The 21,284-nt window shown below is 66.6% G+C and carries 21 protein-coding genes; 13 read left to right on the top strand and 8 right to left on the bottom strand.

The genetic code is table 11. The features are described 5' to 3' along the window. The first annotated feature begins 107 nt into the window (after positions 1-107). From petA to ACODS4_RS26015, 4 genes are all read left to right on the top strand, one after another. Positions 108-674, top strand: a complete 567-nt coding sequence (gene petA, locus ACODS4_RS26030; RefSeq protein WP_488868575.1) for a ubiquinol-cytochrome c reductase iron-sulfur subunit — start codon at positions 108-110, stop codon at positions 672-674. A gap of 29 nt (positions 675-703) precedes the next feature. Then, positions 704-1,954 carry a cytochrome b gene (locus ACODS4_RS26025; RefSeq protein WP_488868574.1) on the top strand — a complete coding sequence of 417 codons (1,251 nt, stop codon included), beginning with the start codon at positions 704-706 and terminating at the stop codon, positions 1,952-1,954. After that, positions 1,954-2,718, top strand: coding sequence for a cytochrome c1 (locus ACODS4_RS26020; protein WP_488868573.1), 765 nt, complete (start codon positions 1,954-1,956; stop codon positions 2,716-2,718). The genes ACODS4_RS26025 and ACODS4_RS26020 overlap by 1 nt, the downstream gene beginning before the upstream one ends. Positions 2,719-2,825: 107 nt before the next feature. Beyond that, positions 2,826-3,377 (top strand): DUF924 family protein, encoded by a 552-nt coding sequence (locus ACODS4_RS26015; RefSeq protein WP_488868572.1) that lies wholly within the window; start codon positions 2,826-2,828, stop codon positions 3,375-3,377. A gap of 28 nt (positions 3,378-3,405) precedes the next feature. Here ACODS4_RS26015 and ACODS4_RS26010 read toward each other — a convergent pair whose 3' ends face one another. Then, positions 3,406-4,275: a response regulator gene (locus ACODS4_RS26010; protein WP_488868571.1), complete on the bottom strand. Its 870-nt coding sequence runs from the start codon at positions 4,273-4,275 to the stop codon at positions 3,406-3,408. A 183-nt stretch (positions 4,276-4,458) separates the two neighbouring features. On the opposite strand from ACODS4_RS26010, the gene ACODS4_RS26005 reads away from it, so the two are divergent. Next, positions 4,459-4,851 (top strand): DUF423 domain-containing protein, encoded by a 393-nt coding sequence (locus ACODS4_RS26005; protein ID WP_488868570.1) that lies wholly within the window; start codon positions 4,459-4,461, stop codon positions 4,849-4,851. A gap of 35 nt (positions 4,852-4,886) precedes the next feature. On the opposite strand, the gene ACODS4_RS26000 is transcribed toward ACODS4_RS26005, so the two are convergent. Continuing rightward, the gene (locus ACODS4_RS26000; RefSeq protein ID WP_488868569.1) at positions 4,887-5,252 is read right to left on the bottom strand and encodes an ArsR/SmtB family transcription factor; all 366 of its coding nucleotides are present in this window, start codon (positions 5,250-5,252) and stop codon (positions 4,887-4,889) included. Between the two features lie 214 nt (positions 5,253-5,466). Between ACODS4_RS26000 and ACODS4_RS25995 the strand changes: the two genes are divergently transcribed. From ACODS4_RS25995 to ACODS4_RS25970, 6 genes are all read left to right on the top strand, one after another. Then, positions 5,467-5,694, top strand: coding sequence for a sulfurtransferase TusA family protein (locus ACODS4_RS25995; protein WP_488868568.1), 228 nt, complete (start codon positions 5,467-5,469; stop codon positions 5,692-5,694). A gap of 149 nt (positions 5,695-5,843) precedes the next feature. Then, positions 5,844-6,773 (top strand): histone deacetylase family protein, encoded by a 930-nt coding sequence (locus tag ACODS4_RS25990; RefSeq protein ID WP_488868567.1) that lies wholly within the window; start codon positions 5,844-5,846, stop codon positions 6,771-6,773. 125 nt (positions 6,774-6,898) lie between these two features. Further along, positions 6,899-7,180, top strand: a complete 282-nt coding sequence (locus ACODS4_RS25985; protein ID WP_488868566.1) for an exodeoxyribonuclease VII small subunit — start codon at positions 6,899-6,901, stop codon at positions 7,178-7,180. Next, a complete protein-coding gene (locus ACODS4_RS25980) occupies positions 7,143-8,072 on the top strand; it encodes a polyprenyl synthetase family protein (RefSeq protein ID WP_488868565.1) in 930 nt (309 codons plus the stop codon). Before ACODS4_RS25985 ends, ACODS4_RS25980 begins: the two co-directional genes overlap by 38 nt. A gap of 17 nt (positions 8,073-8,089) precedes the next feature. Continuing rightward, on the top strand, positions 8,090-10,003 hold the full coding sequence (dxs, locus tag ACODS4_RS25975; protein WP_488868564.1) for a 1-deoxy-D-xylulose-5-phosphate synthase: 1,914 nt from the start codon (positions 8,090-8,092) through the stop codon (positions 10,001-10,003). A gap of 1 nt (position 10,004) precedes the next feature. Further along, positions 10,005-10,757, top strand: a complete 753-nt coding sequence (locus ACODS4_RS25970) for a TlyA family RNA methyltransferase (RefSeq protein ID WP_488868563.1) — start codon at positions 10,005-10,007, stop codon at positions 10,755-10,757. Between the two features lie 14 nt (positions 10,758-10,771). Here the strand turns inward: ACODS4_RS25970 and ACODS4_RS25965 are convergent, their stop codons facing one another. From ACODS4_RS25965 to ACODS4_RS25950, 4 genes are all read right to left on the bottom strand, one after another. Then, the gene (locus ACODS4_RS25965) at positions 10,772-13,459 is read right to left on the bottom strand and encodes a tetratricopeptide repeat protein (protein ID WP_488868562.1); all 2,688 of its coding nucleotides are present in this window, start codon (positions 13,457-13,459) and stop codon (positions 10,772-10,774) included. 108 nt (positions 13,460-13,567) lie between these two features. Further along, positions 13,568-14,569, bottom strand: a complete 1,002-nt coding sequence (locus ACODS4_RS25960) for a glutathione S-transferase family protein (RefSeq protein ID WP_488868561.1) — start codon at positions 14,567-14,569, stop codon at positions 13,568-13,570. A gap of 68 nt (positions 14,570-14,637) precedes the next feature. Then, the gene (locus ACODS4_RS25955) at positions 14,638-15,210 is read right to left on the bottom strand and encodes a YceI family protein (protein ID WP_488868560.1); all 573 of its coding nucleotides are present in this window, start codon (positions 15,208-15,210) and stop codon (positions 14,638-14,640) included. Between the two features lie 68 nt (positions 15,211-15,278). Further along, on the bottom strand, positions 15,279-16,130 hold the full coding sequence (locus ACODS4_RS25950) for a hypothetical protein (RefSeq protein WP_488868559.1): 852 nt from the start codon (positions 16,128-16,130) through the stop codon (positions 15,279-15,281). 134 nt (positions 16,131-16,264) lie between these two features. On the opposite strand from ACODS4_RS25950, the gene ACODS4_RS25945 reads away from it, so the two are divergent. Further along, on the top strand, positions 16,265-17,167 hold the full coding sequence (locus ACODS4_RS25945; RefSeq protein ID WP_488868558.1) for a LysR family transcriptional regulator: 903 nt from the start codon (positions 16,265-16,267) through the stop codon (positions 17,165-17,167). 3 nt (positions 17,168-17,170) lie between these two features. Here the strand turns inward: ACODS4_RS25945 and ACODS4_RS25940 are convergent, their stop codons facing one another. Together ACODS4_RS25940 and ACODS4_RS25935 are read right to left on the bottom strand one after the other, a co-directional pair. After that, positions 17,171-18,643: an ATP-binding protein gene (locus ACODS4_RS25940; RefSeq protein ID WP_488868557.1), complete on the bottom strand. Its 1,473-nt coding sequence runs from the start codon at positions 18,641-18,643 to the stop codon at positions 17,171-17,173. A gap of 22 nt (positions 18,644-18,665) precedes the next feature. Next, positions 18,666-19,415 (bottom strand): response regulator, encoded by a 750-nt coding sequence (locus ACODS4_RS25935; RefSeq protein WP_488868556.1) that lies wholly within the window; start codon positions 19,413-19,415, stop codon positions 18,666-18,668. Between the two features lie 293 nt (positions 19,416-19,708). Between ACODS4_RS25935 and ACODS4_RS25930 the strand changes: the two genes are divergently transcribed. Continuing rightward, a complete protein-coding gene (locus tag ACODS4_RS25930; RefSeq protein WP_488868555.1) occupies positions 19,709-20,977 on the top strand; it encodes an ABC transporter substrate-binding protein in 1,269 nt (422 codons plus the stop codon). Positions 20,978-21,284: the final 307 nt, after the last annotated feature.

The following is a 21,284-nucleotide window of genomic DNA, read 5'->3' as shown; positions in this document are numbered from 1 at the left end:
TTCATCCACCCGGCGGACAAGCCCGTCAAGTCGTGCTACAGAACGGTCCATCGGTCGTCCGGCGTGGATTTGCGCACGTCGGGCATGCCTTGAGGAGAAACAGGCTTATGGCTCAGACCACGCATCCGCCCGGGACGGGTGGCCACGCGGCCTCCGGCGACGGTTCCACCCGTCGCGACTTTCTGTACCTTGCCACCGGCGCGGTTGGCGTTGTCGGAGCCGCTTCGGCGGCATGGCCCTTCATCGACAGCATGAATCCGGCCCGCGACACCCTGGCGCTGGCGTCCATCGACGTCGATCTCGCCCCGGTCGCCGAAGGCCAGGCCATCACCGTCACATGGCGCGGCAAGCCGGTGTTCGTCCGTCACCGCAACGCCAAGGAAATCGAGCTGGCCAAGACGGTCAACCTCGGCGACCTGCGCGATCCGGTGGCCGACAGCGCCCGCGTCAAGAAGCCGGAATGGCTCATCGTCATCGGCATCTGCACGCATCTGGGCTGCGTCCCGTTGGGGCAGAAAGTCACCGACCCGCGCGGCGACTTCGATGGCTGGTTCTGCCCCTGCCACGGTTCGCACTACGACACCGCTGGGCGCATCCGCAAGGGTCCGGCCCCCGCCAACCTCGTCCTTCCGCCGTACGCTTTCACGAGCGATACCAAGATCCGGCTCGGTTGAGCGGCACCCAGGTTCTGGAGACCCCGAGAATGGCTCAGGCTCAAGCCTCGAAATTCAAGAATCCACTCGTGAACTGGATCGACAGCCGTCTGCCGATCTTCACGATGCTGGATCACGAGTACAACCACTACCCGATGCCCCGGAACGTCAATTATCTGTGGGCGTTCGGCGCGATCGCCGGAATCATGCTGGTGGTGATGATCGCCACCGGCCTGTTCCTGGCGATGCAATATTCCTCGCACACCTCGCTGGCCTTTGATTCGGTCGAGCGCATCATGCGCGACGTGAATTACGGCTGGCTGCTGCGTTACGTCCACGCGAATGGCGCGTCGATGTTCTTCATCGCCGTCTACATTCACATGTTCCGTGGTCTCTATTACGGCTCCTACAAGGCGCCGCGCGAGATCCTGTGGATCCTGGGCGTCATCATCTTCCTCGTCATGATGGGCACCGCCTTCATGGGCTACGTGCTGCCGTGGGGCCAGATGAGCTTCTGGGGCGCCACCGTCATCACGAACCTGTTCTCGGCCTTCCCGATCGTCGGCGACCCCATCGTCACGCTGCTGTGGGGCGGTTTCTCGGTCGACAACCCGACGCTGAACCGCTTCTTCGCGCTGCATTTCCTGCTGCCCTTCGTCCTGCTGGGTCTGGTGATCCTGCACACGGCGGCGCTGCACGTCTGCGGCTCGAACAACCCGCTCGGCATCGAGCCGAAGGGTCCGCAGGACACCGTGCCGTTCAACCCGTACGTCACGCTGAAGGACGGCTTCGCCGTCGTCGTGTTCTTCATCGTCTTCGCGGCGTTCGTGTTCTTCATGCCGAACTACATGGGCCATCCGGACAACTACATCCCGGCGAACCCGTTGGTGACGCCCGCGCACATCGTGCCGGAATGGTACTTCCTGCCCTTCTACGCCATCCTGCGCGCGATCCCCGACAAGCTGGGCGGCGTCATCGCCATGTTCGGCTCCATCGCGCTCCTGCTGGTTCTGCCGTGGCTTGACACGTCGAAGGTGCGGAGCTGCAAGTTCCGTCCGATCTACCGCCAGTTCTTCTGGATCCTGGCCATCGACGGTCTGGTGCTGGGCTACGCCGGCGCCATGCCCGCCGAAGGGTCGTGGCTGCTGATCGCCCGGATCGGCACCGTCTATTACTTCTTCCATTTCCTGGTTTTGCTGCCGGTGTTGGGCAAACTGGAACGGCCTTTGCCGCTCCCCAACAGCATCAGCGAAGCCGTTCTGAAGGGCGGTGCCCACGCCAAGCCGATGGAGAAGGCCTGATGCGCGCGTTGAAGACTGCAATCCTCTCGGCGGCGCTGGCTCTCGGCCTCGCCGGGGCCGCGCAGGCGTCGGAAGCCGTTCATCTCGACAAGCAGAACTGGCCGCATTCCGGCGTGTTCGGCACCATCGACAAGGCGGCGGCGCAGCGTGGCTTCCAGATTTACAAGGAAGTCTGCGCGGCCTGCCATTCGATGCGTCTGGTCCCGATCCGCACGCTGGCGGGCATCGGCTTCAAGGATGACGAGCTGAAGGCCTTGGCCGCCGGTTACGAAGTCCAGGCTGGTCCGAACGACGCGGGCGAGATGTTCATGCGCCCCGGCCTGCCCGCCGACCGCTTCCCGTCGCCGTTCCCCAACGACAACGCGGCCCGTGCGGCGAACAACGGCGCTCTGCCGCCGGACTTGTCGCTGATCGCCAAGGCCCGCGTCGGTGGCGAAGACTATATCTACAGCTTCCTGACCGGCTTTGAGGATCCGGCGCCCGCTGGCGTCAACCTGATGCCGGGCATGAACTACAACAAGGTGTTCCCCGGCCATCAGGTCGGCATGCCGAACATCCTTCAGCCCGACGGCGTGACCTACGCCGACGGCACGAAGGCGACGGTGGAGCAGGAAGCCAAGGACGTCGCGACCTTCCTCACCTTCGTGGCGGAGCCGCACCTGGACGAGCGCAAGCAGATGGGCGTCAAGGTCATCCTGTTCTTGCTGGTGCTGGCCGGTCTGATGTACGCGTCCAAGCGCAAGCTGTGGAGCACGCTGCACTAAGCGGTCTGTTTCGCTTGTGTGATTTTCGACTGGACAGGGCGCCCCTTCGGGCGCCCTGTTTGGTTTTGGGGAACAGGGTCTGTCGGGCTTGAGAGCGAGGAACGGCGATGGTGGACAGTCTGATCGACGAGATCGTGGATTTTTGGTTCGACGACGCGATGAAGCCCTATTGGTTCCGCAAGTCGGACAGTTTCGACCGCGCGGTCGCCGACACGCTGGGCGAGCCACACGCCGCCGCCGCCCGTGGCGACTATGATTCCTGGATGGAGGACGTGGACGGTTGTCTGGCGCTGTGCATCCTGCTCGATCAGGTTCCGCGCAACATCTTTCGGGGCGATCCCCGCAGCTTCGCCACCGACGCCAAGGCCCGCGCCGTGGCTGAACACGCGCTGGCCAACGGTTTTGATCTGGAATGCACGACGGACGAGCGGATCTTCCTCTATCTGCCGTTGGAGCATCACGAGGATATGGACAGTCAGAATCGTTCCGTCGCGCTGTTCAGCGAACGGGTGGGCGACGCCGTGACCGTGGATTACGCCAACCGGCACCGGGCGGTGATCGAACGGTTCGGGCGTTTCCCACACCGAAACGCCATCCTTGGGCGAGACAGCACGGCGGAGGAAGCCGCTTTCCTTCTGGAGCCGAACTCGTCCTTTTGACGTCAGAGTCTTGGAGGTTGCGCCCCGCTCAGCCCGGTGGGGTCAGCCATCGCTCCAACGCCGCCAGCAAATCGGCCCGGCGCACCGGCTTGGTGACATAGTCGTTCATCCCCGCCGCCAAACAACGGCTGCGGTCTTCGGGCTGAGCGTTGGCGGTGACGGCGATGATTGGAATGCGCCCCCGCTCCCCCGACAAGGAGCGGATGGTGGTGGTCGCCGCGATGCCGTCCACGTCGGGCATGGCGACGTCCATCAACACGGCTTCGGGCGGAACCGCCGATTTGGCGACGGCGACCACCGCCTCCGCCCCGCCGGTGGCGAGTTCCACCGAAAAGCCGACCTTGGACAGCAGCCCCGCCGTGACCATCCGGTTGGTTGCGCTATCATCGACCACCAGCAAACGCCCGCCCCGGGTGCGCGCCCAGCTCATCAACCGTTCGGCGTCGGTCATCCGGGCGGGCAATCCAACCGGCATGACCAGCAGGATGGTCTGCTCGGTTCCAGGCGACGACTCGATGGTCAACCGCGCGCCCCGTTCCGCCATCAATCGCTGCGCCATCCCCAGGCCAAAACCATCGACAACGTCAAAACATCCTCTCATCGCAATGCGCAAAGCCGCGTGATCGGAGCCGTTGGACTGAACGGACAGACGCAACGTCAGCGGGCAGGATGGGCTGTTGTCGATGGCGCTGAGCAACAGGGCGTTCACCAGAAATCCGACCGCGCCGACATCCCCGACAAGACCGCGCGGCGTGTCAGGCAAAACCGCCAAATCCAGGGCGACGCCGCGCGCCTCAGCGGCGGGTTTCGCCGTGGCCAAGGCCAGACGCAGAAGGGTGGCGGGGTCAAACAAGGCCCCGGTTTTGGCCGTACCATGATGCAAAATGTCACCGTCCATGGCGGGTCTTTGGCAAAATGCAAATCAGGTTGCACATCCGGTCTTGGAGTCGCACTGTGGGGTCGCTAAAATCGGCTCTGCGAACCGTTACCAGCAAATTGCGGGCCAATTTTTCCCGCCCCTGAGCCGACCAAACAGCCATCCGTTTCGCTCTGCCGCCAAATCACAAAACGGGATTTTTTGATGACGGACATCAATCGTGGGTGGATCGCCTTCGCCAGCGTCAACGGCGCCATCGCCGTGGGGGCCGGAGCCTACGCCCGCCACGGTTTGGCCGGGGATTCGCACGCGCAGGGGTTGTTTCAATTGGCGGGGGAATACCAGCTTTGGCACGCTCTGGCGCTGTTGGCGTTGGCGCTTCTGGCGCGGCGATCCAGCGGCGCGGCGCGCTGGCTGACGCGGCTGGCTGGCTGGCTGTTCGTCGTTGGAATCTTGCTGTTTTGCGGAACGCTCTACACCACTGCCCTGTCTATCAACCTGCCGATCAGCATGACGGCCCCGTTGGGCGGGTCGGCCCTCATCATTGGCTGGCTTGTTCTGGGGGGAGCGGCGTTGGTGGGGCGCTGGGCCGACTGAACGGGAGGGGCCGCACCCCGTCACTCGGACCTGGCTTAAACCGGCGCGTGGTCGTGGTTGGATGAGGCGTCAACCGTCATGCTGTCGTCGTCCGTGGCGAATTCGGATGGCTCGCAATAAAGGCTGTGCAGAGTCCCCATGATGGTCTGCGCCTCATGCCCATTCAGAGAATAATAGATGTTCTGCGCGCTGCGTCGGGTGCGCACCAGCTTGTCACGACGCAGCCGCGCCAGATGCTGCGACAAAGCCGACTGGCTCAAGCCCACAAGATCTTCAAGCTCGCCGACGGAGCGTTCGCCCTGGCTTAAATAGCACAAGATCAGCAACCGGCGTTCGTTGCACATGGCCTTCAGCAACGCGCTCGCGCGCCGGGCGTTGGCCTGCAAATCCTCAATTTTCATGGGCTACCGTCGCCTTGACCGTTCACAGATCCTTCAAGCTCGGGCGGCGCAGGCCGTCCGGCAAGAAAATACTTTGTGTTCAATCATATTCCTGCTTGAGCAATTTTGTCCACTTGTGGATATCCGGCATATGACAGAAGGCGGCGCCCCTCGCCCCATCTCTCGTGCAACCGACCGCATGGACAGGAGACGGAGGCTCGGCTACGCTCATCCCATGACTGATTACCCGTTGAACGCCAAGGGCTTGCAATGCCCGCTGCCGGTCTTGCGCGCGCGCAAGGCGTTGAAGGCCATCGCCATCGGCGACACCTTGACGGTGGAGGCGACCGATCCCGGCGCGGTCAAGGATTTCCCAGCTTTTTGCGAAGCGACCGGAAACGCCCTGCGGTCGAGCGACCAGCTTGACGGGATCTATCGTTTCGTAATCGAACGGATCATTTGAAACCAGCCGCCACTCCCCACCGAAAGGGGATCGGCGCCGGTTGTGGATGTGACGAATCGTCCTGCATTCCACCTGTACTTTCATGAGCGATCCGGGAAGAATGGTGTTGGGAAACGTCCTGAACGCCAACGAAAAACGACCGAACCGCCATGTTCACCACCCTGTTCACGCACGCGGCTTGCCTGGATCACGACACGGGCCTGGGCCACCCGGAATGCGCCGACCGCCTGCGCGCCGTCCTGGCCGCGCTGGAAACGGAAGAGTTCCACATGCTCGAACGGCAGGAAGCGCCGCGCGCGACGGTGGAACAGCTTCTGCGCGCCCATCCGCAATCACACATTGATCGGGTGATGAGCGCCATCCCGGCGACCGAGCATGTCGGCATCGACGGCGACACGGTGGTGTCGCCGGGTTCGGGCGAGGCCGCCTTGCGCGCGGCGGGCGCGGTGGTCGCGGCGGTGGATTCCGTGGCGACCGGCCAGTCGCGCAACGCCTTTTGCGCCGTCCGCCCGCCGGGGCACCACGCCGAACGGGAAAAGCCGATGGGCTTCTGCCTGTTCAACAACGCCGCCGTCGGCGCCTTTCACGCGCGGGCCGCCCATGGCTTGCAGCGGGTCGCCGTCATGGATTTCGACGTGCATCACGGCAACGGCACCCAAGATATTTTCCAGCACGACCCTGACCTGCTCTATTGCTCGACCCACCAATCGCCGCTGTATCCCGGCACCGGCGACGCGGGCGAAAAGGGCGAATACGGCAACTGCGTCAACGCCCCCCTGCCCGCCATGGCCGGGTCGCCGGAATTCCGCCACGCGATGACCCACATCGTCTTGCCCGCCATCGACCATTTCAAACCGGATCTGCTCATCATCTCGGCGGGATTCGACGCCCATTCGCGCGATCCGATGGCCGGGTTGCACTTCATCGACGATGATTTCGTCTGGGCGACGCGCAAGCTGGGCGAGTTGGCCCGCACCCATTGCGGCGCCCGCATCGTTTCGGTGTTGGAAGGCGGCTACAACCTGCGCGCTCTGGCGTCGGCCAGCGCCGCCCATGTGCGCGAGTTGATGTATTGCTGACGGGGTGAGGCCGCCCGCAAAGCGGCCCTTCACCCTCTGTGGACAGGACGGCGAACCGCCACAAGTCTTGCGCCGGACGAAGGGGGAGCCTACCTTCGCCAACGCAGGTTCACCACGGTTCAGCCATGTCCTCTTCTTCGATGATCGCCCCCGCCCCGTCTTTGGCCTCCGTTCCGCCGGACATCGCCGCCCTCAGCTTCGAGGACGCCCTGGCCGAGTTGGAACGGATCGTCCGCCAGCTTGAAGAAGGACGCGGCAAGCTCGACGACGCCATTTCGTCCTACGAGCGCGGCACCGCCCTGAAGCGCCATTGCGAAGCCAAGCTGCGCGACGCCCAGGCCAAGATCGACCGCATCACCGTGAGCGCCGATGGAACCATCGGCGCCGAACCCGCCCGGATTGACTGACGTGCAGACCATTTTGAAACAGGCGATGGCCGATTGCGCGCGGACCGTCGAAGACACCATCGGTCGTTTGCTGCCCTCCACCGATCTGGCTGAGGCGCGGGTGTTCGACGCCATGCGCTATGGCTGCCTGAACGGCGGCAAGCGGCTGCGGCCCTTTCTGGTCCTGCAATCGGCCGATCTGTTCGGCGTCAACCCCGATTGCGCGGTGCGCGTCGCGGCGGCGGTGGAGATGGTCCACAGCTACTCGCTGATTCACGACGATCTTCCGGCGATGGACGATTCCGACCTGCGGCGCGGCAAGCCGACCTGCCACAAGGCGTTCGACGAGGCGACCGCCATTCTGGCGGGCGACGGCCTGCTGACCTTGGCGTTCGAGCTGTTGGCCGATCACGAAACCCATGAAGACCCCAACATCCGCTGCCAGTTGGTCGCGGCGCTGGCCAAGGCGGCGGGCGGTCACGGCATGGTCGGCGGCCAGATGCTGGATTTGATCGCCGAACGCGAAGCCTTCGATCTGGGGACCACGACCCGCCTGCAACGCATGAAAACCGGCGAGATGATCGCCTTTTCCTGCGAGGCCGGGGGAATTCTGGGCAAGGCTTCGCCGCCGCAACGGACCGCCCTGCGCGCCTACGCCCATGATTTGGGGCTGGCCTTCCAGATCGTCGATGATCTGCTGGACGTCGAGGGGACCGAGGCGGAAACCGGCAAAAGCGTCGGGCGCGACGCCGAGGCCGGGAAGGCGACCTTCGTCTCCATTCTGGGCCGTGACCGCGCCCGCGCCCAGGCCGACATGCTGGCCGGGCAAGCCGTGGCGCATTTGGACATTTTCGAGGGCCGCGCCCATCTGTTGAAGGCGGTCGCCGAATTCGTCGTCGCGCGGCGCGCCTGAGCGGAGGAACAACCGACGTGACCGTCACCAAAACCCCGCTGCTCGACCTGTGCCCGACTCCGGCCCATCTGCGCGCGCTCAAGCCCGAACAGCTCCGCCAACTCGCCGACGAACTGCGCACCGAAACCATCGCCGCCGTGTCGGTGACGGGCGGCCATCTGGGGGCCGGACTGGGCGTGGTTGAGTTGACCGCCGCCCTGCATTATGTGTTCGACACGCCCTATGATCGGCTGATCTGGGACGTCGGCCATCAATGCTACCCACACAAAATTCTGACCGGACGGCGCGACCGCATCCGCACCCTGCGCATGGGCGACGGCCTCAGCGGCTTCACCAAGCGGACGGAGAGCGAGTACGACCCGTTCGGCGCCGGCCACAGCTCCACCTCCATCTCCGCCGGGTTGGGCATGGCGGTGGCCAGCGTCATGAAGGGGGAGCGGCGCAACGTCATCGCCGTGATCGGCGACGGCGCGATGAGCGCGGGCATGGCCTATGAGGCGATGAACAACGCCGCCTCGACCAAATCGCGCTTGATCGTGATCCTGAACGACAATGACATGTCCATCGCCCCGCCGGTCGGCGCGATGAGCGCCTATCTGTCGCGCCTGATTTCGTCCAAGCCCTATCTCAGCCTGCGTCATCTCGCCAAGGAGATCGCCGACCAGTTGCCGCGCCCGCTGCGCAACGTCGCCCGCCGGGCGGAGGAATACGCGCGCGGCATGGTCACGGGCGGCACGCTGTTCGAGGAGCTGGGATTTTATTACATCGGCCCGATCGACGGCCACAATCTGGACCATCTGCTGCCGGTCTTGCAAAATGTGCGGGACGCCGACGACGGCAAGCCGGTGTTGATCCACGTCGTCACCAAAAAGGGCAAGGGTTACGGCCCGGCGGAGGCCTCGGCGGACAAGCTGCACGCGGTGGCCAAATTCGACGTCGTCACCGGCGCGCAGGCCAAGCCGAAATCCAACGCGCCGACCTTCACCCGCGTCTTCGCCCAATCGCTCATCAAAGAGGCCGAAGCCGATTCCAGCATCGTCGCCATCAACGCGGCGATGCCCTCAGGCACCGGGTTGGATTTGTTCGCCGAGCGTTTCCCGGATCGTTGTTTCGACGTCGGCATCGCCGAACAGCACGCCGTGACCTTCGCCGCCGGACTGGCGACGGAAGGGTTCAAGCCCTTTTGCGCCATCTACTCCACCTTCCTGCAACGCGCCTACGATCAAGTGATCCACGACGTGGTGTTGCAGCATCTGCCGGTGCGCTTCGCGCTCGACCGCGCCGGGCTGGTGGGGTCGGACGGGGCGACGCACGCCGGGGCCTTCGACGTCGCCTATCTCGGCTGCCTGCCCGACATCGTGCTGATGGCGGCGGCGGACGAGGTCGATCTGATGCACATGGTGGCGACTCAGGCCGCCATCGACGACCGCGCGTCGGCGCTGCGCTACCCGCGCGGCGAAGGCGTGGGGCTGGAGATGCCGGAACGCGGGTCGGTGCTGCCGCTTGGCAAGGGCCGCGTCCTGCAAGAGGGAAGCAAGGTCGCCATCCTCAGCTATGGCGGACGTCTGGCCGAGGCGCGCAAGGCGGCGGCGGAATTGGCCGCGCGCGGCCTGTCCACCACCCTGGCCGACGCCCGTTTCGCCAAGCCGCTGGACGAGGATCTGGTCCGCCGTCTGGCCTGCGAGCATGAGGTGCTCATCACCATCGAGGAAGGCTCGGTCGGCGGGTTCGGCAGCTTCGTCTTGCAGTTCCTGGCGACGTCCGGCCTGTTGGATCGCGGTTTGAAGATCCGCCCGATGGTGCTGCCCGACCTCTATCTCGACCATGATTCGCCCGCCAAGCAGTATGAAGCGGCGGGCCTGACCGCGCGTCACATCGTGGCGACCGCCGTGCAGGCGCTGGGCCTCGAAAACGCGGCGGCGCGGGCCTGACATGGCGAAGCTGCGGGCCGATGTGGCGCTGGTGGAGCGCGGGTTGGTGGACAGCCGGGCCAAGGCGCAGGCGCTGATTCTGGCCGGGCTGGTCTATTCCGACACCAAGCGCATCGACAAGGCGGGCGACCTGCTGGCCGAAAACGCGCCGCTGGCGCTGAAGGGGCAGGATCACCCCTGGGTGTCGCGCGGCGGGCTGAAGCTGGTCAAGGGGCTGGACGTCTTCGCCATCGACCCGACCGGCCTGACCGCCGTGGACGTCGGCGCGTCCACCGGCGGTTTCACCGACGTGCTGCTGACGCGCGGGGCCGCCAAGGTCTTCGCCGTCGATGTCGGCCATGGCCAATTGGCCTGGAAGCTGCGCACCGATCCCCGCGTCGTCGTGCTGGAAAAAACCAACGCCCGGCGTCTGACCAACGCCGAGATCCCCGATGCGGTCGATCTGGTGGTGTGCGACGCCAGCTTCATCGGGCTGGAGGTGGTTCTCCCGGCCGCGTTGGCCCTGGTGGTTCCCGGCGGACGTCTGGTCGCCCTCATCAAACCGCAATTCGAGGTCGGCAAGGGCCGCGTCGGCAAAGGCGGCGTGGTCCGTGAACCCGAACTCCATCAAGAGGTTTGCGACCGAATCCGGGCGTGGTTGGATGGCTTGGACGGCTGGCGTGTGCTGGACGTCACCGAAAGTCCGATCACCGGCCCGGAGGGGAACAAGGAATTCCTGATCGGCGCGGTGAAGGATCGGGCCGTTTCGGCCTGAAATCCGCTTTCCGTTTAAGCGCCCCGGCGCCACCGGCGCCACAGCGCTTGATACACCCGTTCCATCTGCCGGGCCTTGTGCGGGCCGTTCAAGAAAGGCGCGGCGGCGACGCGGGCGCGCAGGCCCGCGCGCAGGGCGCTCAACCGCTCCGGGTCGGCGGCCAGAGCGGCGGCGATTCCGACATAGGCGTCGGCGCTGTCGGCGATCAGCGACGGCAGGCCGACGGATGAGAGGAGCGAGGCCGACCAGCGGCTCATCATGTTGCCGCCCGGCAGAGTCACCACCGGAACCCCCATCCACAAGGCTTCAAAGCTGGTGGTCGCGCCGCAGAAGGGGAAGGGGTCGAGAGCGACGTCGATTCCGTGATAGAGCGCCAAATGATGCTGGCGGTCCTGCAAGGTGGCGGGGGTCAGCACGCGGGCGGGATCGACGCCTTGCTCCGCGACCACCCGGCGGGCGCGGTCGGCCAAGTCCGGGGCGGCGTAGAGGTTTTTGTATTTCAACACCAGCCGCGAACCGGGAACCGCCCGCAACACCCGCCCCCACAGCGCCAGAACCTCGTCCGATTGCTTGGCCGGGTTGTTGAAGCTGCCGAAGGTGACGAATCCCCGCGTCAGCGAGGGCGGCGGAACCGGCGCGGGCGCGTCGGTGATCGGGGAATAGGCGAACAGGGTCGGCAGGCGGATCGGGCGTTCGGCGAATCGCTCAGCGTCCTCGCCCGCCCAACGCCCGCGCGGCGTCATCACCCGGTCGGTCAGGATGTAGTCCATCGCCGACAGGCCGCTGGTCGCCCCGTCATACAGGCTGATTTGCACCGGGGCCGCGCGATGGGCGGCGACCAGCGGGCGGTTGGCGTCGAAACGCCCGGCGACGATCACCAAAACGTCGATGGCGTCGGCGCGGATCCGTTCCGCCACCTCGGCGTCGGTGAGCGCGCCGACGTCGCGCCAGCAATCCATCATGCCCCGAAAGCGTTCGGTCACGTCGTCGGGCCGGGCGACATGGGCGTAGGCGGTGATCTCGAAACGCTGGTGGTCGTGGTTGGCCAGCACCGGCTCCAGATTGCGGGCCACCGGGTGGTTGCGGAAATCGGCGGACAAATAGCCGATCCGCAAACGGCGGTTCGGCTCCCGGCTGTTGGCGAAGGGTTTGGTCGGCGGGGGGAGCGGCACAGCGTGCAGACGCTCAAAACGGCGATGCTCGGCAAAGCGCATGGCCTCGGTCCATCCCGGATCATAGAGGATGGAGGAGAGAAGATTGCGGTGGGCGGCGACGCTGTCGGGCTGAAGAATCTGCGCCCGGCGATAGCCCGCCGTCGCTTCGGCGTAACGGGCCGTGGCGCGGACGACGCTGGCGAGGTTGCACAGCGCGTCGAGATGGGTGGGGTCGAGCGCCAGCGTGTGGCGATAACCCGCCGCCGCCGCGTCGATCCGGCCAAGCTCCTGCAAATCCAGCGCCCGGTTGAAGGCCGCGCCGACGTCGTCGGGCGTCAATTGCAGGGCACGGCGGTACGACTCCACCCCCTCCCCCGCCCGTTCCAGACTGCGCAGCGTGTGGCCGAGGTTGAAATAGGGTTCCGCCAGATCCGGGCGCAGCGCCACCACCACGCACAACGGCGCCAACGCCTCCGCCGGGCGCTGGTCGGCCAGACGCAGCAGCGCCAGATTGACCCAAGGGCGATGGTCGCGCCACGCCAGACGGGTGGTGCGACGATAGGCCCGTTCGGCAAGCGCCGGATCGCGCTTTGCGCTCGCCACCGCCAAAGCGAACTGGGCCTCGGCGTCGTCGGGCGCGCTGACGGTCCATTGGGTGTAGGCCCGCGCCGCGCCCGCCCCGTCGCCCGCCGCCAAACGGCAGGTGCCCAGCGCGTTCCACAGGATGGGTTCGCCGCCGCCCAGACGGATGGCCTCGGCGAAGGCGGCGGCGGCCTCCGCCTGCTCGCCGCGCGCGTGGCGCTGTTGGGCCAGACCGCGCCACGCCCCGGCCTGCCGGGGGTCGAGGGCGAGGGCGTGCTGGTAATGGCGCAGCCCGGCGTCGCTGCTCTCCGGCAGGCGGTTGCCGAGATTGACGTGGGCGCCGACCAAGGACGGGTCGGCGACGACCGCCCGGCGCAGCGCGTCGGCGCTGTCGTCCAACCGGCCCAACGCGGCGAGGGCCAAGGCCTGATGATACCACGCCGCGCCGAATCCGGGATCGGCCCGCCCGGCTTGCGCGAAGCTGTCGGCGGCCTCCTCCGTCCGGCCCAACGCGCGCAGGGCGAGGCCCCGGTTGTTGGCCGCCGCCGCATGGCGCGGGTTGGCGTCCAGCGCCCGCCCGAAGGCCGCCGCCGCCGCCGCCCGTTGGCCCAGCCGGTCGAGCAAGACGCCGTGGTTGAATTGGGTGTCGGCGTGGTCGGGGGCGAGATCGGCGGCGCGACCATAGGCGTCCGCCGCGTCCTGCGTGTCGCCCAGCCGGTCGAGCGCCATGGCGTGGTGGCGGTGGAATTCGGCGACGCCCGGATTCTGGCCGATGGCCCGCCCGATCAACTCCACCGCCATGGCGAAGGCCCCGCACTGCGCGGCGAGCACGCCGAACAGATGCAGCGCCCCGGCGTTGTCCGGGTCGATGTCGAGAATCCGCCGATAGAGGGTTTCCGCCTCCGCCAAGCGCCCGGACTGGTGATGGTCGGCAGCGACGGCAAGGGCTTCGGCGACGGTGGCCATGGCGGCGTCCTTGGACCTTGGCGACGGGGGCGCTTGGGGTGGGCGGGACGCCAGAATAGGGGAAAAGGGAAAGCCGTGGCTATGGCGGAAACGGCACCGCTCTCGCCGTCACCCGCGCGTGAGGATCCCGCGACCGGGCAGATGGTCGCGCCCGTGCGGGCTGGTGAAATCCAGAATCGGCCCCTTGGGCACGATGCCGGTCGGGTTGACCGTGGCGATGGAATAGTAACCGGCCTTGATGTCGGCGATCTTCACCGTGTCGGCGACGCCCGGCCATTGGTGCAGCTCGCGCAGATAGCCCGACAGGTTGGGGCAATCGGCGATGCGGCGCAGGTTGCATTTGAAGGCGCCGTGATAGGCGGCGTCGAAGCGGACCAGCGTGACGAACAGCCGCCAATCCGCCTCCGTCAGCCATTCGCCCGCCAGATAGCGGTTGCGCGACAGATGATCTTCCAGCCGGGCCAGCGTGGCGAACAGCGAGTCGAAGGCCTCGTCGTAGCTGCTTTGCGTCTTGGCGAAGCCGCAGCGGTAGACGCCGTTGTTGACCGTTTCGTAAATCAGCCCGTTCCAGGCGTCGATCTCGCCGCGCAGGGCCGCCGGGTACAGATCCAGCCGGTTGCCGGTCAGATCGTCAAAGGCGCTGTTCAAAATACGGATGATGTCGGCGGATTCGTTGTTGACGATGCGCCCGTCCTGGCGATCCCACAGGACCGGCACGGAGACCTTGCCGCTGTAGGTCGGGTCGCTGGTGGTGTAGAGCTGGTGCTGAAAACGGAAACGCGGCAGGGCTGGCCCGGCGTCCTCGTCGGTCGGGTAGGTCCAACCATCCTCGCCCAACACCGGATTGGACACCGACACGCCGACGATGTCGTTCAACCCCTTCAGCGCGCGGACGATCAGGGTGCGCGAGGCCCACGGGCAGAGATAGGAGACATAGAGGTGATAGCGCCCGGCCTGGGCCGGACGCGCCGCCTCGCCACGCTCGTCCGGTTCGCCCGTCGGGGTGATCCAGCCGCGAAAGCGGGTCGGCTCCCGGTGAAAGGCGCCGTTCTTGATCTCGCTGGCGGCGACGTCGCCCTTGACCCACACCCCGTTGACCAGTTCCGGCATGCCCTGTCTCCGCAAAAAAGAAAAGGCGCGGCGACGAAAGCCGCCGCGCCTCGCATGGTCTGCAAAATTTACTTGGTGGCTTCGGCTTCGATCAGCAATTCGATGTCGTCGCTGATGTAGGGCGCGCCGTACTTCATGCCGAAATCCGTGCGCTTGAGCGTGCCGCGCGCCGAGAAACCGACGGTCTCCAGCTTCGTGGCCGGGCTGACGCCCTCCTTGTTGAAGGTGACATTCAGCGTCACCGGCTTGGTCACGCCCAGCATGGTGAAATCGCCGGTCAGCGCGCCGGTCTTCTCACCCGTCTTGACGATCTTCGTGCTCTTGAAGGTCAGCTTGGGAAACTCCTTCGCGTTGAAGAAGTCGGGCGAGCGCAGGTGCTCGTCGCGCTTGGCGTGGTTGGTGTCGACGCTGGCGGCGTCGATGGTCATCGACACGCTGCTCTTGTCCACGGCGTCCTTGTCAAAGCTGACCTCGCCCGAGGCCGTGTTGAAACGGCCGATCAGGTTGGAGAAACCCAGATGGTTGACGACGAAGGCGACGCTGAGATGGCTGGGATCGACCTTGTAGGCGACCGGGGCGGCGAAGGCCGGGGCGCTGGTCAGGGCGGCGAACAGGACGGCGGCGGAAACGATCTTTTTCATGGAGTCAGGCTTTCCAAATCATTGAGTGGGTTGACGATGCGGGATGATGGATGGCGGGCTGAACCGGGTCAGTAAGGCGACGCCTCGCCCCCGCTCAGCAGATAGGCGGCGGCGATGGCGACCAGCGCCGGGATCACCGCCAGGATGGTGACGACGACCGTCGCCAGGGCCGGGGCGAAGCGGCCCTCGCCGACGGGCAGACGGCGGCGCAGGCTTTCCGCCGCCAGGGCGGGCAACGCGAGCAGCAACGTGGCGGATTCGGCCTGGGTGAACAGGGTCAGGACGGCGGCGATCAGCAGCGGCAGAACCAGCGCGACGCGGCCCGACACGCCCCAGACGTGACGCTCGGTCGGCCAGTTCCACAGCAGGAACCCGCCGGTCGCGGCGGTCAGCGCCAAGCCCAATTGGGCGATGGAGGCGGAGGAGCCGATCAGCGCGGTGACGCCGACCGACAGGGCCAAGGCCAACAGAACGGCGGCGGGCGCGGTGGTTTTGTCCGTCCCCGACAGGGAGTCGGCGAAGGACGCCCACAGCCCGACGACGACCAGAACCGCCAGGGTGGCGAAGGCGCGGGTCGAATCCAGGCCGGGCCAAGCGATCCAAACCAAGGCCAGAAGCAACCAACCGCCGACCAGCGCGGAGGCGGCGCGGCCCCGCAGGCTCAGCGCGTCGGCGGCCAGCCCCAGCAGCAGACCGGCGGCGACCGACCAGAACAGCTTCCCCATGCTGGACGGCGGCGGAAAGGCGGGAAGACCGATCACCAGAATGAACAGCGCCAGAAAGGCCAAGGCGATTCCGCCGCTGGCCCACAGCCGCCCGACCCGCCCGCCGATCAGGCGCAGCGCGCCGACCGCCAGCAGGCCAAGCAGCAGCGGCAGCACGCTGGATTGCACAAAGGGATCGCTCATCAAATCGGACATGACGGAACCATGGGTCGTGATCGTGAAACGCATTCGCGTCGTGCTGAGACGCCGCTGTGCGCTCCGTTATTCCCCCAGACGCTACACTGTGCGAAAATAAGCGGGAATTCAGTTTTGGCGCATATGGTGTCTGCATGAACGCACAGAATGATTGGGACGACGTGCGCTATTTCCTGTCGGTCGCCCGGCAGGGGTCGCTGTCGGCGGCGGCCCGGCTGCTGGGGGTCAACCATTCGACCGTGCTGCGCCGCATCGCCGCCTTGGAAGGGGCCATGGGCGTCCGCCTGTTCGACAAGCTGCCGCGCGGCTACGCCCTGACGGCGGCGGGGGAGGATCTGCACCGCACCGCCTTGGCGATGGAGGAAACGCTGGCGGCGGCCAGCCTGCGCTTGTCGGGGCGCGACGCCCAAATCGACGGCACGCTGCGCGTCACCACGGTGGACATCATCGCCATGCATGTCCTGCCCCGGCATCTGGCGGCGTTCCGCGAGCGCTATCCCGGAATCCGGGTCGATGTGACCATCGCCGAGGCCTCGCTGAGCCTGACCCGGCGGGAGGCCGACATCGCCATCCGGCTGATCGGCCAACCACCGGACACTCTGGTCGGGCGGGCGCTGTCCGGTTTGGCCTTCGCCCCCTACGCCGCCCTTGCGGTCGCCGAACGCCACGGCGACGCCCCTCTTGGGGAGGCTGACTGGGCCGGGGTGGATGAAAGCTTCGACCACACCAGCATGGCGCGTTGGATGAAAGGAACGGTCACGACGGATCGCGTCGTCTACCGGGTCAATTCGGTGGCGGCGCTGGTCGAGGCGGTGCGCGCGGGTCTGGGCTTTGGCCTGCTGCCCTGCGCTCTGGCCGACCGGATGCCGGAACTGCGCCGGGTCGGCCCGCCGGTGGAGGACACCGGCATCAAAATATGGCTGCTGACCCACCGCGACCTGCGGATGATGGGCCGGGTCCGCGCCTTTTTGGACTTCATGGCGGTGGCGCTGGGCGGCGAGCGTGATCTGTTGGAGGGGCGGGGCGGACCCGCGTGACGCTCACAACATCCGGGGCAGCGTCACCCGCACCCGCAGGCCGCCGTCGGCGCGATTGGACAATTCAATGCGGCCCTGATGCGCTTCGATGATCGACTTGACGATGGACAGGCCCAGGCCGCTGCCGCCGGTTTTGCGGTTGCGCGACCCTTCCAACCGGACGAAGGGCTTGAACACGTTGTGCAACTCGGCTTCGGGGACGCCCGGCCCCTCGTCGCAGACGTCCACGGTGATTTCGGCGCTGTCGGCGTCCACCGACACAAAGGCCCGTTCGCCGTATTTCAGGGCGTTGTCGATCAGATTGGCGAAGGCGCGGCGCAGGCTGGCCGGGCGGCCGGACAGGCGCAGCGGGCGCGGTTGGTCGAAACGGTCGGGGCTGGGGCCGCCGCCGCCGAAGATGGTGCGCACGGCGGTGAATTGCAGCGGCGGCGGCTCCTGGTAGATCACCGGCGATCCGGTGTCGGCGTAATCGTCGCACAGGCTTTGCAGCAGACTGGCGAAGGCGACGACCTCGACGTCCTCGCGCAGAACGTCGTCGCTGAGAAACTCCAGCGTCGCCGTGACCATCGCCGCCATTTCGTCGATGTCGGCCATCATCTTGGCCCGCAGCGCCTCGTCCTCGACATATTCGGCGCGCAGACGCAGGCGGGTGGCCGGGGTGCGCAGATCATGGCTGATCGCCGCCAACAGATGGGTGCGCCCCTCCATCATGTCGCGCAGCACGGCGCGCGTGCGGTTGAAGGCGCGCGCGATGGCGGCGACCTCCTCCGGCCCGTCTTCCGGCAGGGGGCGCGGGTGCAGCCGGTCGTCGGGGCGGATCGCCTGCTCGGCCATCGCCTCCAACGGGCGGACCAGACGTCCGGTCAGCCACAGCAGCAGGGCTGTCGCCAGCCCGACCGCCCCCACCCCGCCCAGCAGCAGGCCAAAGGGGGTGGCGCGCGCCCGCCAATAGCGCGGGCTGGAAAACTCCAGCCAACCGCCGTCGCTGAGTTGTATGTACACCCGTGCGTCGCGCAGTTGCGCCGCCGCGTCTTCGGCGACCGTGGACAGGGCCATGGCCAGGGTTGGCGTCGGGGCCGGGCGCGGCGGCGGCATCGCCCGCTCCCCCGCCACGAAAACAACGCGCGGGGCCAGCGGCACGATGTCGAGCTTCCAGTGCGGCGGTGGGGTCGGCGTGCCGGGCGGCTGCCAGCCGACGGTCAGGTCCGGCAGATCGGTCAGCGCCAGCGCCGGACCGGGGGGAACGCCGTCCAACACCGCGCGCTCCGCCGCCTCCACCGCCGCCGCCATGGCGGGGCCGAGGCGATGGGCGGTCAGCAACTCATGCGCGCGGTCGTCCAGAATCCGGTTGGCCAGCAGCGCGGCGCCATGGGTCAGCAGCAGCAGAACGGCGAAAGCCAACAGAATGCGGTGGCGCAGCCGCGCCGACCGCAGACGGTCGCGCAAGGCGGCGATCACGGGCCGCTCAAACGTCATCAGTCGCCGCCATCAGCCGCCGTCAACCGGCATGGCGGGCGACCGCCGCGCCGGATTCGCCCAGATCGGCGACCGTCGCGGTGAATTGATAGCCGATGCCGCGCACCGTCTTGATGAGCGCCTGTCCGCTCGGCCCCTCTTCCAGCTTGCGGCGCAGGCGGCTGACCTGGATGTCGATGCTGCGGTCAAAGGGGATCGAGGTGTCGCCGCGATGCTTTTCCAGAAGCTCAGTGCGCTCCACCACCTGCTGCGCCCGCTCCAGCAGGGTGGAGAGCAAGGCGTATTCGCCGTGGCTGAGGTGAACCACCACATTGTCGGGCGTCCGCAATTCCCGCCGTCCCTGGTCGAGCGACCATCCGGCGAAGCCCAGCACGCGCGGGCGCTCCTTGGCCGGTTCGACGCTGCCGCAGCGGCGCAGGATCGCCCGGACGCGCGCCAGCAATTCGCGCGGGCTGAAAGGCTTCATGATGTAATCGTCGGCCCCGACCTCCAACCCGACGATGCGGTCCACCTCGCCGCCCATGGCGGTCAGCATGATGACCGGGGTGGATGATTTGGCGCGCAAGGACCGGCACAGGCTGGTGCCGTCCTCGCCCGGCAGCATCAGATCCAGGATGATGAGATCGACCGGCCATTGCGCCAGCACCTTCGCCATCTCCCGCCCGTCTCCGGCGGTGGACACGCGAAAGCCGCTCTTGACCATGAAGTCATAGAGCATGTCGCGGATCTCGGGATCATCATCCACGATCAACAGGTGGCGGGCGCGTTCCATGGTCTTCGGTCTGTCCTCAATCCCGATCAACAGCGCGACGAGTGTAGCGCGCCACACCGATCATCCGCGAGGGCGATCATAAGGCGCTTGCTGGTCTTGCCGCGCGGGTGTGTTTGTAACGACTGTGTAACAACGGCGCTTTGATGAAAAGGCGCTGTTACCAAATAGTCCGTGCATCGAACGGCCCAGCGATTAGAGTTCCCGTCAAGCGCCGCCCGGCGGTCGGCTCCACCGCCGATCATCACGCCGCGATGGCGCAATCCAATGAACAACGTCTAGGGGGAACGTCCAAAATGCGCTTTCTGCGTACGCCGCATGTTGCGATGACCGCGCTGGCCACCGTGCTGGCTTGTGGCCTGTTGAGCGCTCCGGCCAAGGCCGAGCCGACCGTCGAGGTTCTGCATTACTGGACCTCCGGCGGCGAATCCAAGGCCGCCGGCGCCCTGCGCCAGGATTTCGAGGCGGCGGGCGGCAAATGGATGGACGCGCCCGTGGCGGGTGGCGGCGGCGACGCGGCCAGCACCGTTCTGCGCTCCCGCGTGCTGGCGGGCGATCCGCCGAACGCCGTGCAGCTCAAGGGGCCGAACATCAAGGATTGGGCGGCGCAAGACAAGCTGGCCAACCTTGACGACGTCGCCAAGGCCGAGGGCTGGGAGAAGATCCTGCCGCCGCTGATCCTCGACGTCGTGAAGCACAAGGGCCATTTCGTCGCCGTGCCGGTCAACATCCACCGCGTCAACTGGTTGTGGATCAACCCGCAGGTGTTCGCCAAGGTCGGCGTCACCGCGCCGAAGACCTGGGACGAATTCAACGAGGTCGCGGGCAAGCTGAAGGCGGCGGGGATCATTCCCTTGGCCCATGGCGGCCAGCCCTGGCAGGACGCCACCCTGTTTGAAAACGTCGTGCTGGGCCTCGGCGGCCCCGACTTCTACCGCAAGGCGCTGGTCGAGCTGGACAAGAAGGCGTTGACCGGCGACACCATGATTAAGGTGTTCGACCAGATGCGCAAGCTGCGCGGCTTCATCGACGACGGTTTCCCCGGTCGTGAGTGGAACCGCGCCGCCGCCCTGCTGATGAACGGCCAGGCGGGCATGCAGATCATGGGCGACTGGGCCAAGGGCGAGCTGTTGGCCGCTGGCAAGGTGTCGGGCAAGGATTTCGTTTGCGCCGAGATGCCCGGTCAGGCGGGCTACATCGTCAACTCCGACAGCTTCGTGATGTTCAAATCGGCCAACGCCGACCGCAGCGCGGGTCAGGCCCTGCTGGCCAAGCTGATCCTCGGCCAGAAGTTCCAGGAAACCTTCAACGTGCTGAAGGGGTCGATCCCGGCCCGTCAGGACATGGCGCGCGATAAGTTCGACGAGTGCGCCGTCAAGTCGATGGACGATCTGAAGTCGGCGGTCGCCGCCAAGGGTCTGGTGCCGTCGATGGCCCATGAAATGGCGGTTCCCGGCGCCGTTCGCGGCGCGTTCCTGGACGTCGTGACCTCGCATTTCAACTCCTCCATGACCTCGCAGGACGCGGTCAAGAAGCTGGCCGAAGCCGTCGATCTGGCGAAGTAACGCCACCCACCACGCCGGTTTTCCACCGCCCCCGCCCGGCCGCGCGCCATCGGGGGCGGCGGACCACGGACGGGGGCGCGCGGCTTTGCGCGTTTCCGCCACAGGCCGGATTGGTTTTGCCGGTCCGGTCTTTCCCAATGGGCCATGCCCCGTCCCACGTCATCGCACCGTGAACCCCAGCGGCCCCAGCGGCTGCGAACGGGGGGGCTGCGGGCGGGGCGGCCTATCCGTCATGTCTGGAGGACAACAGCAATGTCACGTTTTGCTCTGCTGCTCGGCGCGGCGACGGTCGCGCTTGCGTCCGGTT

It is taken from the genome of Azospirillum sp. FG154 (genome assembly GCF_057809575.1).
Note: the sequence above shows the minus strand (reverse complement) of the source record. Positions and strands in the feature narration are given on the sequence as shown.